The organism is Algoriphagus taiwanensis (genome assembly GCF_036245645.1).
GTDB lineage: Bacteria > Bacteroidota > Bacteroidia > Cytophagales > Cyclobacteriaceae > Algoriphagus > Algoriphagus taiwanensis.
The window spans coordinates 184,740-198,029 of the sequence record NZ_BTPE01000001.1; the positions used below are offsets into that span (position 1 = coordinate 184,740).

Consider the following 13,290-nt stretch of genomic DNA (forward strand, 5'->3'; position numbering starts at 1 on the left):
CAAAAAGCAAATAGCCAAAAGTTTCTAGGTAGTCCATAGTTCCTAAAGTTGAAGGATCAAGATAGGATTAAATCTTTAATCAAAAAACTTCCAGCTGGCTTTGTGATTCCTGTCCAAAGGCCTTCCTGTCACTTTCGCTCTTAGAATTTCGATCGGCATCGCGTTTTGGGAGAGGATCAGGTCGTGGAATTCCTTCTCTGGCATTTTGCCGGACTCGACCATTTCTTTTCTCAGGGAATAGATTTCCAAAGCTCCGATCATATAGGCAATCTGGTAGAGCGGACCATAATTCCCCTCAAATGAGCGTCTGACTTCCGCTTCCGCATTGGCGTATTCATGGCCGACCTTATCTACTAGCAGGTCGATGCACTGCTGCGGAGTCATCTTTCCTAAATGATAATTGAGAGAGAAAATGATTCGCGCACATCGGTGCATCCTCCAGAAGAGCATGCCCACTTTGTCTTTGGCATCCCTAGGGAAGTTGCGGTCCCAGAGCACAAACTCCCAATACAGCGCCCATCCTTCTGTCCAAAACGGGGTGCCAAACATCCGGCGATGAGTCATGTTCCGCTGATTCATAAACTGCTGCAAGTGGTGGCCGGGAATCAGTTCGTGCTGTACCGTGGCTCTGGAAAAATGAGGATTGTTTCCCCGCATGGACATCATCTTCTCCTCGTGACTCATCTCGGATGTCGGATATGCTATCTGAATCACCTCACCACCCAAGAAAAATGGACTCACTCGCTGTCTTTCCGGTGAAATCATAATTGTTCTCCAGGTTTCTTTGGCCAAGGGCGGCACAGTCAGCCAGTCGTTTTTCTCCATCAATTCGATGGCTTCTTCTCCCAGTCGGACTACTTCCTCCGGCCAGGCACCCGCAGGGAGGTAGGTTTCCTTGACCATTTCCAAAGCGGCTTTCCAGTCATTGCCAAATCCCAGTTCATTGGAGGCTTTCAACATCTCTTTTTCACACCAGGCAAACTGCTTCTCGGCCTCGGCAATCAATTCCTCCGGAGAGTAGGCAATCATTTCAAATCCCAACTGCTTTTCCAAAGCCTCTCTTCCGATGGGCTTTCCGATGATTCCGCTTCCGTCATCTTTGACCGAATTCGTATAGTGCTCGCGCAACGCCTTGGCAAAAGCCTTCATGCTTGCGTCGAGCTTTTTCCAAGGTTCCGGCATCCACCAGGTAAAAGAAGGATCATAGTCGTAATAAAAATCATAGGCTTCTTTGGTTACGCGATTTAGACTTTCCACGGCCGAGGCTGCCAGATCGGCGGTTTGCCAGGATGTGTATTTGGGAGTGGAGGGCATGGCTTTAAGATGAGCGTCGACCGCTTTGGCTACTTGGTTCCAGGCAGCAGCCAAGGCCTGAGAATCCGGCTGTTTGGCTCGACGACGGGCGACCACAAAGTCCTCCAAAGGCTTTCCAAACGCCAACACGGATTTGATCTGCTCAAAATCCCTCCGATCCAGGTCCAATACCGCCAGTTCCTCTTCCAGGTAATTTCGGAAAAGCACATAGTCAATTTTCCCATCCTCCGACAGCGCCTCGTAATTTTGGGTCTGAAGGGTCTTCAGATAGTCTTGATTGAACTGCTGCATTCGGGTGAAATACTCTTCCGAAAGCCGGTTGGTGTACAATCTGGAAAGAGCTCCCCGATCGGCTTGGTATGTGGTAATCAGATTGACCAGTTCGGTGGCATTTGCCCAAAGGGAGGAGAAAACTAGGAAAACGAGTAGCGCTGTTTTTTTCATGAGTTTAATTTTTTCAAGAAAGTAGTGGAAGGAACCTAAACATAGAATATTCTGAGACTTAAAAAAATCGCAAAATCCGCAAAAGCCAAAAGGGATTTCAAAAAGAAGAATAACACCACATAGGCACATAGTTTTAGGAGGATATGCCTATTTCTAGGTTTTCTATGTGCCTATGTGGTTGAAAAAATATCACCATAGTGAGCTATAGAAATTGCTTACAAAGGTTTTTTGCCCATGCTTGAATAAATTTGTCACATTGAAATTCAATAGGATACCCTTAGGAATCTTCAGCAAGTTCATGTAATTAATCACCTGCGCGTCATGGACAGGCAAAAGTTCAGAAACCGCCTTCAGTTCCACCACAATGAGGTTTTCCACAAAAAAATCACATCGGAACTGCCCCTGAATATGATTCCCTTTATACTCAATAGGTATTTCAAGTTCTTGTTTAAAAGATAACCCTCGCTCAGTCAACTCAATACTCATACAAGTTTGATAGACGCTTTCGAGCATCCCAGGTCCGATATGCTTGTTGACCTCGATCGCTGCCCCGATGATTTGATAGGAAAGCTCATCAATTTGTTTTCTAGTAATACTCATAAAAAAACCTAATTGAAACCTATGACCTCAATTTATTTAACAGATATAAAAAAACAGAATTTTGATTGACTTCCAATGGGTTGGAAGGATGGGGTCCGTTTTTAAATGGGTTGAATTTTCGATTGGTTAAACTAATTGACCCAATTCAAACAAAAAGATTACCACATAGGCACATAGAGACACATAGTTTTAGGAGGATATGCCTATTTCTAGGTTTTCTATGTGCCTATGTGGTTTAAAATTTTGTCTGTAAGAGAAATTCAAAACCGAAACAGATACCCACCAGCATCTTTAAAGGTATTGGTCAGGCGGGTGGTGTCGGTAGCATTGGCCTTGAGGTAGTTTTCCCAAGGACCAGGGTTTTTTAGATCTTTGGCTACCTCTACCAACTTTCCTGGAGAAAAGCTATTCATTCCTCTAAGACACATTGAATCACCAAGCTTTAAAAGGATGCTCACTTTTTAAAAAAATCTATGTTTTCTATGTGCCTATGTGGTTTAAAATTTTGTCTGTAAGAGAAATTCAAAAGCGAAACAGATACCCGCCAGCATCTTTAAAGGTATTGGCTTTGCGAGTGGAGTCGGTAGAATTGGCCTTAAGGTAGTTCTCCCAAGGGCCGGGGTTTTTTAGATCTATGGCTACCTCTACCAACTTTCCTGGAGAAAAGCTATTCATTCCTCTAAGAGACATTGAATCACCAAGCTTTAAAAGGATGCTCACTTTTTAAAAAAATCTATGTTTTCTATGTGCCTATGTGGTTTAAGAATTTTGTTTGTAAGAGAATTCAAAAGCGAAACAGATACCCGCCAGCATCTTTAAAGGTATTGGTCAGGCGAGTGGTGTCGGTAGCATTGGCCTTGAGGTAGTTTTCCCAAGGACCGGGGTTTTTTAGATCTATGGCTACCTCTACCAACTTTTCTGGAGAAAAGCTATTCATTCCTCTCAGGCCGTCAACCAAACCAAAGTATCCATTTTTGGAAAACTTATACACTTTTGCCCAGCCTTGGTCAGCACTCTTGGTGAGGCCCAAACTTTCCTCTACAAAAATTTCGGCTGGTAGCATATCCTTGTAGTACAGCCAAACTACCGAGCCTTTGAATTGTAATTGATCTCCATGCTCCGTGGATTTAGGTTGCAACTCAGCCAATTCAGGCATTAGCACTTCATTCTCAGGATGTTGAAAAAAGGTTTCAAACTCCAAGAGATATCCTTCTGGATCCACTGCCACAAACCCGTCATGAGGACCGCCAGGATTTTGCTTGAGTGGATATTTGATCGTAACCTTTTGCTCTTGCAAGTGAGTATTCCACTCCTCCAGTTGGTCGGTGAGCAAGGCCAAGGCCACCGATTTGGGTTCGGAACCTGAATACCCAGATCCCTTTAAGTCCTGCAAAACCAAAAATGAATCTCCCGCGATCTGAAATTTGGCAGTATTGTCAGTTTCCTCCACCAGGTCCAGGCCCAGAATATTTTGATAAAATTCCTTGGCTTTGCCCAAGTCCCGGTAAAACCAGCGCACTTCCAAAGCCTGAACGCCAAAGTCTTCCAAATCCCGGAATCCGGAATTCTCCGCCAGAAGTTCATTGATGTACTCCACCGGATAGCCTAAAAGCCTTCCAAATCTCCGGCTGAGTTCCCTCCTTTTGCTTCCGGAATAGTTTCCGTCTGCCTTTAGCGATTCAATTTCCGACTTCAGGTCCTGATAGGCCTTTCCTGCTGCTTCTTTGAAAAAAAGAATCACTTCTCGGTCTTTCACCACCCCTGCCGGGAACAAATCTGTCTCGATTAGCTCTGCCTCACGAAGGAAAGAAATTCCATACTTTCCGCTGATTCGTTCCACCTCGGGCATGAAAAGATCCATTTCCGCCTGTGTTAGGGGAGGGCTGAGGGCAATAGGTTTGACACCCGCTTTGACCATTTCGGCAAAGGATTCGATCTGCCCTGATTCTTTCGAAAACTCCCGCTCCGTGCAGGAAATCAGGAAAAGGAGAAGAAACAGGCAGGAAAGATTCAGCTTTTTCATTTTGGATTTTGGGGAAATGAGTCTCGAAGTAGAGGATTTTTTCCTTTTCTCCCGCAACCAACCTCAGAAAATCTTCATCTAGAGGGCAGAGGCTTCGATTATCATTATTTAAGAAACGCCTTTTAAATCAAATGCTTAACTTGAAATTCCCTGAATATTGTTTTGGATAATTTGAAAAAGCACCAAATCAAGTTTCGAACCTATCATTTTCTTAACCCCACTATCTATGGAATTGATCATTAATCAGCTCTCAAAAACCTATGCCAATGGAGTCAAAGCCCTCAATGAGGTTTCCTTGACCATCCCCCAGGGCATGTTTGGACTCCTTGGTCCAAACGGTGCCGGCAAGTCTACTCTCATGCGGACGATTGCCACCCTGCAGGATGCAGACTCCGGAAGTGTTTCACTCAATGGAATCGACGTATTGAAAGATAAGCAAGCAGTCAGAGAAAGGCTTGGCTATCTGCCACAGGATTTCGGGCTTTATCCCCGGATCAATGCCGAAACCATGCTGGATCATATCGCTCAAATGAAAGGAATCGGCAATAAAGCCGAGCGGAAAGAGGTCGTTGCCTCTCTTTTGCAAAAAGTCAACCTCTTTAAAGACAGGAAAAAGGGACTCGGCACCTATTCCGGAGGGATGAGACAGCGATTTGGAATAGCTCAAGCTCTGGTAGGAAATCCCTCTTTGATCATTGTGGATGAGCCTACTGCAGGTCTAGATCCTTCGGAAAGAAACCGCTTTTACAACCTTCTCTCCGAAATCGGAGAAAACACCATCGTCATTCTCTCCACGCACATTGTGGAAGATGTCAATACCCTTTGCTCCAACATGGCCATCATCTGTATGGGCGAGGTGCTGATGCAGGGCAAGCCCAAAGACGGACTGGAGATGGTCCAAGGGAAAATCTTCCAAAAATCCATTGACAAGGCAGATCTGGATACTTACAGAAAAGAATATCAGGTGATTTCCACCAAGCTTATTGCCGGCAAACTAAGTCTGAGAATTGAAAGTGAAGACAATCCCGGAAACGGATTCGAAGCTACTCCGGCAGATTTGGAGGATGTGTATTTCAGCTTTATTTCCAAAAAAGTCGATCCTATCACCATCTAATCCGGAGTCATGTTCAAGGATATCTTTCTATTAGAATTGAAATACAGGTTTAGCCGACCGGCCACCTGGATTTATTTTGCGCTATTGTTGGTGGTTCCTCTGCTTTTAATCGGATTTGGAAATACGCCCGCAGGATCAGAGAAGGTGTACCACAACTCCCCGATTGTTATCGCCAATCTGCTGGTATTAGTATCCCTTTTTGGGATTTTGATCGCTTCGGCAATTATGGGGGTGCCTCTTTATCGGGATTTGGAGCATAAGACAGGTACTTTCCTTTTCAGCTATCCGATCAGCAAGTTCGGCTACTTCATGGGCCGGTTTTGGGGATCCTTTGTGACCTTGCTGTTCATCTCATCGGGAGCCTTGATTGGAGTTTATTTAGGAAGCCTTTTGGGGCCTCTGTTTGGCACGGATGCAGAGCGCTATGGGCCTAATTTGCTGATCAATTACCTTCACCCTTGGTTGACTTTGGTGGTTCCCAATCTTTGGTTGGCCGGTTCCCTTTTCTTTGCACTGATCGTTTTCACCCGAAATATCCGATCCATTTATTCAGGGGGTATCGTGATTTTCATTGGTTACCTGCTGGCAAATTTTCTTTCACAGGATATCGAAAACAAGGATTTGGTGCAAATCATCGACCCTTTTGGTTTGAATTCCTTTGATATTCAGACTCGCTATTTGACTCCTTTTGAGCAAAACACCTTTTTACTCTCTGTGACGGGGAACCTCCTGCTCAATCGTATCCTGTGGGTGGCCGTTGGAATTGTTTTCTTCTTGGCTTCCTACTTCCGCTTTGATTTTACCTATTTCTTTCAGACCGCTCAGAAAAAGGTTGAGAAGAAAGCAGAACAACAAGAAGCACCTACCGGTATTTTCAAAAAAGTTCTTCCAGATTTTTCCTCCGGCTATCAATGGAACAGCCTGCTAACGCTGACCAAAATCGAGATGCAAAATGTGCTCAAGGATGTTTATTTCCGGAGTATCCTGCTTGGAGGGATGATTTTTCTGGTCTTGGACTTCTGGATTGGAAACTCGATTTACAGCGTACCCAACCTGCCCTCGACCTCCTTCCTGATGGAATACAAAGGTTACGATTACAATCTCTTTGTCTTTATCATCATCGTCTTCTTCACCGGAGAAGCACTCCATCGGGACAGAAGTACGGGCTATTCGGTGATCAATGATACTTTTCCAGTGAAAGATGGGGTAGTCGTTGCTTCCAAGTTTTTGGGGATGGCTTTGATTTCCCTCGTTTTGGTCTCTCTGCCAATCGTGGTGGGGCTGATCGTGCAAACGCTGAAAGGATTCTACAACTATGATCTCTCCGTGTATCTGGTCGACAGCTACCTCATTACTTTCCCGGACTACATTCAGATGGTGATGCTTGTATTTGCGGTCCATTTGGTGGTCAATAATAAGTTTGCCGGGCATGCTGCTGCGATTGGGATTTGGTTGGTGATGATCATTCTACAAAGCTTTGCCAGCTACAATTTCAATTTGTTTTTCTACAGCTATAAGCCTTCCTACACCTGGAGTGACATGAATGGGCTGGGGCATTTTGCCGAGCCGCTGATTTGGTTCAATATCTACTGGACCGCTTGGGGAGTATTTCTGGTGCTGTTTTTCAGTATTTTCTTTAGCCGAGGCGCAGAAAACTCCTGGAAAAGCCGTTGGAATACCGCCAAGGGAAGGATGAAAAACCCATCCACTCGGATCTCATTTGGTTTCCTTACCATTGCTCTTCTTTGCGGAGTATACATCTTCCAGACTGTGGTCTATGAAAATGGATACCTGACTTCCGAAGAAGGGAAGCTTAGAAGTGTGGCTTATGAAAAGCAGCTCAAAAAATACGAGCGAATTCCTCAGCCAAAAATCACCAAAATCAAAATCAATGCAGACCTGTTCCCTATGGAAAGAAGGGCTGATTTTCTTGCTGAGGTCCAGATGGTCAATAAAACCGACCAGCCTATCGACTCCATTCACTTCAACAGTACCGATCTAAACACCTTCAAGGTCATCCATAAAGGTGACACACTCAGCTATAGGTTTCCTTTGGAATATGAGCCCCGGAAGTTTCAGATTTTCGGAAAAAAGCCGGAGAGAGAATGGTATCAGATTACCGCTTTGCCCCAACCTATGATGCCGGGCGACACGTTGAATTTCACCATTGTCAGCACCAAAGAATACACGGGGTTCCCCAATTCTGGCTATGGACGGGAGATTGTGTATAACGGAACCTTTTTCTCAGGGGGGATTCCAGAGATCGGATACAGTGCCAATGGGGAGCTATCCAGTGATGAAGACCGGAAGAAATACGACCTTCCTGCCAAGCCGGAGGACCTACCTGAGCATAGAGACCCCTATGGGCAGTCTACTTTGCTGTTTCAGGATGACGCCGATCTGATTCAGTTTGAAGCCGTAGTAAGTACTGTCCCTTCACAGATAGCTGTTGCCCCGGGGTATTTGCAGCGGGAGTGGGAGGAAAACGGACGCCGCTATTTCCACTACATTCAGGATACCCCAATTCAATCCTTTTTCACTTTCGTCTCTGCAGAGTATGAGGTGCTAAAAGATGAGGCATTCCTTCCCGATGGACAAAAGGTGAATATCGAAATATTCCACGATCCTTCTCATCCCTATAATCTGGATCGGTTTTTAGCTTCATACAAAGATGGATTGACCTATTTCTCCGAGACGTATGGAAACTTCCAGTTTCGTCAGATGAGACTTCTGGAGTTTCCTCGATATGCCGGATTTGCCCAGTCCTTTCCCAATACGGTTCCATTCTCGGAGTCCTTCGGTTGGGTCGCGGACTTTAAGGATCCGGATGATTTTGATTATGTCTACTATGTGACGGCACACGAACTTGCCCATCAGTGGTGGGGACATCAGATCACCCCCAATTATACCCGGGGATCGAATCTGATTTCGGAAGCTTTAGCGGAATTTTCTGCCTTAATCCTTACCGAAAGACGATATGGGAAAGACAATATGAAGCGATTCCTAAAGGATGAACTCGATCGATATCTTCTTGGCAGATCCAATGAAAGCAAAAAGGAAAACACCTTCATCAATACCAACAGAGCCTATCAGTGGTATAATAAGGGAAGCTTGATTCTCTATGGCTTGAGGGATTTGATCGGGGCAAAAGCCATGGATTCAGCACTCTATGCTTTCAATCAGGAATTTGGGCTAAGAGATGCTCCTCCATTTCCCGGCAGCTATGATCTCTATGACCACCTGTATGCAGTCACTCCCGACAGCGTGAAGTATTACCTGGACGATACCTGGAATAAGATCACGCTGTATGACAACAAGGCCGAAAAGGCGGTAGCCAAAAAAGTAGCCGAGGGAGAGTATGAGATTACCTTGGATATCCGGTCCCAAAAGCTGTATGCAGATGAGACCGGGCGGGAGGAAAATGCCAACTATGAAGCAGACTACATTGACGTTGGGGTTTTTGCTGCTGAAGACAAGGATGAAAACGGAAGAACCCGTGTAAATCCCCTCTACATCCAAAAGCACAAAATCAAACCCGGGCAGACCTCCCTCACGGTCAGAGTGAAAGGTGAGCCTGCCAAAGCCGGAATTGATCCCTACAATAAGCTGATTGACAGAATTCCCGATGACAACACCAAGGAAGTAGAGATCCAATAAGCCTAAAAAGAGGTTGCCTCGTAAATCGTTTCGTTGTCAGCCTGACCCTTCGACTTCGCTCAGGGTGACAGGAGTCGAAGGCCAATTTCAGCTTTCCGGACGACATTTCGACTTCGCTCAATGTGACAAACTTCACCTTTGAGACAGCCTCTTTTTTTTCTTACTTTCAGAAAAAAATCCTCCCATGAAGAAACTCTTGCTTTATCTGTTTTCAGGAATTATCCTTTTGGTAGTGTTTTTACTTTTCAATACGTTTCGAATGAGCTCTCGACAAGTCGATTCAGAACCTATTGAAAAAGTAGCTTTTTCTGATCAGGTTTTTGAAAACCTTTCAAAATCCATTCAATTTCAGACCATTTCCTTTAGCGAAGACACTCCCCCTGATTCAGCGATTTTCTTTGGTTTTCACCGCTTTTTGGAAGAGACATTCCCTCTTATCCATTCCAATCTAAAGCTGGAAAAGATCAATACCTACAGCTTGCTCTACACTTGGGAAGGCTCTGACCCCAGTCTGAAACCGATCATCCTGATGTCTCACCAAGATGTAGTTCCTGTGGATGCCCCCACACTCAGCCAATGGGAAGCACCGCCTTTTTCAGGAAAGATCACCGACACACACATTATCGGAAGAGGAACTATGGATGATAAAGGTACGCTGATGGGCGTCTTGGAGGCGGTAGAAAAACTGCTTTCCGAAGGATTCCAGCCTAAGCGGACCATCTACATCGCTTCCGGCCACGATGAGGAAGTGGGAGGACCCAAAGGAGCAGGGAAAATTGCCGAGCACTTGAAAACTCAGGGTGTGGAGGCGCTGATGACACTGGATGAAGGAGGATATTTTGCAGAGGGAATGATCCCGGGACTGAACAATCCTGTGGCCATGATCAATTTGGCAGAAAAGGGTTTTGCTTCATTTCGCCTGATCGTCCGTACCAATGGAGGACATAGCTCCGCTCCGCCCAAGGAAAACACTATCGGAATCTTGGCAAAAGCCATTGTAGATTTGGAAAACAATCAGTTGCCCTACAAGCTCATTCCTCCCATTATAGAGCAGTTGGAGTATTTGGGTCCGGAACTTCCCTTCCCCAATCGTCTCTTTTTTGCCAATCCTTGGTTGTTCAAAAAACCGATCCTTGAGGCACTCAATGCCCACACCACCACTGCACCCACCATCATTGATGGGGGAGTAAAGAACAATGTAATTCCTACTGTGGCTGAGGCGACCATCAATTTTAGAATCCTTCCCGGCGAAACCATCGAATCTGTCCAAGCTCATATCGAAAGCGTGGTTTCCGATACGGTGAAAGTAGAGCCGGTAGGCTTTCTGACCAATCCATCGGGAGTATCCAGCACGGACTCTGAGGCCTACGAAGTCGTCCAAAAGACCATTCGAGGATTGCATCCCGAGGTCTTGGTGGTACCTGGATTATTGGGAGGAGCCACAGATTCTAGGTATTTCCAGGAAATTTCCGAACAGGTTTACAGATTCTATCCCATCCGGATAAATAATGAATCCATGACCCGGTTTCATGGAATTGACGAAAAAATCAGCAAGGATAATTACCTCGAGATCATCCAGTTTAGCTATCATTTGATCAAAAATTTTCAGGAATAAACAGCAAAAGGGCTCCAAATCAGGGGCCCTTTTTTTCATCCTTCTGCATCAATTCCATCAAAATCCGGATCAATCCCAATTTCTCCTCCGTTTCGGCCTTAAGCATGTCTAGGTTATTTACCTGACTGAGCATTTTTTGAGATCGGGAGATTTCTTTCTGAACCAAGACTTCCAATTCACGAAGTCGATCGGTTTCAATCTTTTTTTCTGCAAATACTTCTCTAATCAATAGCCATTGAAAAAAAAGCAATAGCCCCAATGCCATAACTGCCAAAATGCCAATACCACCGATATTGTGTAAAAATGTCAACATGCTCACCAAATTGAACCAAAAATACCTTCAATAAGGTGTGCAAGCCATACGCCAAACTACCTATTCTGAATCCCACACCAGAAGAACCAAAGTTCCCCCTCCCGGTGTGGAAGAAAGTTCAAGAACCCCTCCCAATTCTTCCGCTCTCTTTCGCATGTTGTAAAGTCCATTGCCAGGAGTGATTTCTGCCTCTTCAAAGCCTTTGCCATCATCCTGAACGGCCACGCGGAATTCTCCATCCTCCTGCTCTATGCTCACGCGGATAAAAGTTGGCGCAGCATATTTGACTGCATTTTGAACTGCTTCCTGTACGACCCGCAAGACTTGAATGCTTTCAGCAGAACCCAATCCGGAATTCTGGTCTACAGATGTAGCCAAATTGAGCTCCAACTGGATATCCGGATTGGATTGCGCGGCTTTTTGCAAAAAGTCCTGAATTCGACCAACCAGAGACTCCCAAGTCACCTGTCCACTATTCATAGCCCAAATGGTATCCCGAAGTTCTGTGATAGTCTGCTTGGTAAAGCTGGCTATGGAATCGTATCGCTCACTGAGCTTCTCTTTGATGGGATCAAAATATTTCAGGTTTTCTATCGCTGAGATGATGAAAGTGAGCTGGGCACCGATATTGTCATGCAAGTCTCTTGAGATCAGCAGACGCTGTTCCTGAAGCTTATTTTGAGTTTCTATTTGAGCCAAGGCAGATTTCAGATCTGCCTCCTGTTGGAGCTGAGCGTTTTTCAGCTTTTGCTGTCGGTAGAGCAAATATCCCACTATTCCCAAGGCAAGAGCCAGAGCAAGACTCCCGTAAAGCTGGAGGTTTTTACTTCGAATAGCCAATTGCTGCTGGGCGATTTCCCGGTCTTTTTTTTCGGTTTCGTATTGAGTCTGCAGCTCAGTTACCAGTTCCTTGGATTCTTTTTCCAGCTTATTTCTAAGATTTTGTTGGTAGAGATTAGCGTAATACCTGGAACTATCCGGCATTCCCAGCGCTGCATAAACCGAGATCAGCTCAAAATAAGGAAACATCGCATCCTCGATCGTTCCCTGACTGACCAAACTGGAAGCTGAAGAGAGCAAATATTTCTTGGCTTCAGAAAACTTACCTTTGGCGTTGAGAGCGACTCCCAGAGCATGCTCTATGGAGGCGATATCGTATTGAGAATTGACCTGTTTAGCCACTTCTAGACCTTTTCTGGCTATGGATTCCAACTTTTCCAAATCCCCTTTTTCCATCAAAAAAGCCCCGTATATCCGATAGGTCATGGCCTGATTCATCAGGTCTCCCAATTCGATGGACTCTTCCAGCGCTTTTTGGAAATAACGCTCCGCATTTTCAAAGTCACCCAAATATTTGTGGACCGTCCCGAGATTATTGTAGGAAGCGATGGTGCCTCTGACATCTCCAAGTAGCTCTCGAATAGAAGCCGATTCTTCGTATGCCTCTTTGGCTTTTTCGTAGTTGGACAAGTTTTGATAAATCACCCCAATGTTATTCAATACAGTGGCCGCATTGAGTTGGGCGCCGGATTTTTGAAAGATGGGCAAAGCCAGCAAAAAATACTTGATGGCCGAGTCTGTCTCATACTTTCTTTGGTGGATAAAACCCAGAGCATTGTAGGATTTGGCCATCCCCAGCGAATCCTCGATTTCCTTTCTAAGTTGCAGCGATTGGAGATAAAGCACCTTGGACTGATCCAAATCCCCTTTTTGTAAGATCCCACTCCCCAGATCGGAATACGCTTGGGCCAGGATTTTCGGATCCCCGGCCAACTCTGCTTTTTCTACAGCCAGTTTTCCATAGTAGATGGAAGAATCCAAATTGATACTTCCGTATTGCCAACCTATTTCACCATACATATTCGCTAATTGATCAGGGGGAAGTGGCTCTTGAATGCGGATAAGAAGGCTGTCTATCACTTGCCTTGGGCTTTGGGCAAGGCTGTATGTAGTCAAAAAAATCGCAAATCCGAAAAGTAGACCGATTCGATGCATAAGGTGATTAATTTTTAATGGGATACTTCCGAAAATAAGAATAATTCATTGGTCTCAAACTTTGCCTCAAAAAAAAGAAGGGGCTGGGCGAAATCTCAAATTTTATGAAAAAATATCGCCTTTAATCGAAATTTTAATCGGTTTTGGACGATTTGGTACTGCCAAACCAATTTTTCATCTTGGAGTTTATTAATCAGAATTAAACCCAAAATAGT

10 protein-coding genes are annotated in these 13,290 nt (G+C 44.9%); 3 read left to right on the forward strand and 7 right to left on the reverse strand.

Going from position 1 to position 13,290, the window contains the following annotated elements; translation table 11 throughout:
- Positions 1-75: 75 nt before the first annotated feature.
- The 5 genes from AAA938_RS00780 to AAA938_RS00800 form a co-directional block, all read right to left on the reverse strand.
- A complete protein-coding gene (locus AAA938_RS00780; protein WP_338226737.1) occupies positions 76-1,758 on the reverse strand; it encodes a DUF885 family protein in 1,683 nt (560 codons plus the stop codon).
- 189 nt (positions 1,759-1,947) lie between these two features.
- Positions 1,948-2,358 (reverse strand): GxxExxY protein, encoded by a 411-nt coding sequence (locus AAA938_RS00785; RefSeq protein WP_338226738.1) that lies wholly within the window; start codon positions 2,356-2,358, stop codon positions 1,948-1,950.
- A gap of 260 nt (positions 2,359-2,618) precedes the next feature.
- Positions 2,619-2,786 carry a hypothetical protein gene (locus AAA938_RS00790; protein ID WP_338226739.1) on the reverse strand — a complete coding sequence of 56 codons (168 nt, stop codon included), beginning with the start codon at positions 2,784-2,786 and terminating at the stop codon, positions 2,619-2,621.
- Between the two features lie 94 nt (positions 2,787-2,880).
- Positions 2,881-3,048 carry a hypothetical protein gene (locus AAA938_RS00795; RefSeq protein ID WP_338226740.1) on the reverse strand — a complete coding sequence of 56 codons (168 nt, stop codon included), beginning with the start codon at positions 3,046-3,048 and terminating at the stop codon, positions 2,881-2,883.
- Between the two features lie 94 nt (positions 3,049-3,142).
- On the reverse strand, positions 3,143-4,381 hold the full coding sequence (locus tag AAA938_RS00800; protein WP_338226741.1) for a VOC family protein: 1,239 nt from the start codon (positions 4,379-4,381) through the stop codon (positions 3,143-3,145).
- Between the two features lie 226 nt (positions 4,382-4,607).
- Between AAA938_RS00800 and AAA938_RS00805 the strand changes: the two genes are divergently transcribed.
- From AAA938_RS00805 to AAA938_RS00815, 3 genes are all read left to right on the forward strand, one after another.
- Entirely contained in the window at positions 4,608-5,495 is an 888-nt protein-coding gene (locus AAA938_RS00805; RefSeq protein WP_338226742.1) for an ABC transporter ATP-binding protein, read from the forward strand.
- A 9-nt stretch (positions 5,496-5,504) separates the two neighbouring features.
- Entirely contained in the window at positions 5,505-9,152 is a 3,648-nt protein-coding gene (locus AAA938_RS00810; protein WP_338226743.1) for an ABC transporter permease/M1 family aminopeptidase, read from the forward strand.
- A 184-nt stretch (positions 9,153-9,336) separates the two neighbouring features.
- A complete protein-coding gene (locus AAA938_RS00815) occupies positions 9,337-10,767 on the forward strand; it encodes a M20 family peptidase (RefSeq protein WP_338226744.1) in 1,431 nt (476 codons plus the stop codon).
- Positions 10,768-10,786: 19 nt separating this feature from the next.
- Here the strand turns inward: AAA938_RS00815 and AAA938_RS00820 are convergent, their stop codons facing one another.
- Positions 10,787-11,080: a hypothetical protein gene (locus tag AAA938_RS00820; protein ID WP_338226745.1), complete on the reverse strand. Its 294-nt coding sequence runs from the start codon at positions 11,078-11,080 to the stop codon at positions 10,787-10,789.
- Between the two features lie 60 nt (positions 11,081-11,140).
- Positions 11,141-13,075, reverse strand: a complete 1,935-nt coding sequence (locus AAA938_RS00825; protein WP_338226746.1) for a tetratricopeptide repeat-containing sensor histidine kinase — start codon at positions 13,073-13,075, stop codon at positions 11,141-11,143.
- Positions 13,076-13,290 lie beyond the last annotated feature (215 nt).

Bases quoted from the DNA above. Each gene is read 5' to 3' on its own strand.
- AAA938_RS00780 (WP_338226737.1), bottom strand. From the start codon at position 1,758: ATGAAAAAAACAGCGCTACTCGTTTTCCTAGTTTTCTCCTCCCTTTGG.
- AAA938_RS00785 (WP_338226738.1), bottom strand. From the start codon at position 2,358: ATGAGTATTACTAGAAAACAAATTGATGAGCTTTCCTATCAAATCATC.
- AAA938_RS00790 (WP_338226739.1), bottom strand. From the start codon at position 2,786: ATGTGTCTTAGAGGAATGAATAGCTTTTCTCCAGGAAAGTTGGTAGAG.
- AAA938_RS00795 (WP_338226740.1), bottom strand. From the start codon at position 3,048: ATGTCTCTTAGAGGAATGAATAGCTTTTCTCCAGGAAAGTTGGTAGAG.
- AAA938_RS00800 (WP_338226741.1), bottom strand. From the start codon at position 4,381: ATGAAAAAGCTGAATCTTTCCTGCCTGTTTCTTCTCCTTTTCCTGATT.
- AAA938_RS00805 (WP_338226742.1), top strand. From the start codon at position 4,608: ATGGAATTGATCATTAATCAGCTCTCAAAAACCTATGCCAATGGAGTC.
- AAA938_RS00810 (WP_338226743.1), top strand. From the start codon at position 5,505: ATGTTCAAGGATATCTTTCTATTAGAATTGAAATACAGGTTTAGCCGA.
- AAA938_RS00815 (WP_338226744.1), top strand. From the start codon at position 9,337: ATGAAGAAACTCTTGCTTTATCTGTTTTCAGGAATTATCCTTTTGGTA.
- AAA938_RS00820 (WP_338226745.1), bottom strand. From the start codon at position 11,080: ATGTTGACATTTTTACACAATATCGGTGGTATTGGCATTTTGGCAGTT.
- AAA938_RS00825 (WP_338226746.1), bottom strand. From the start codon at position 13,075: ATGCATCGAATCGGTCTACTTTTCGGATTTGCGATTTTTTTGACTACA.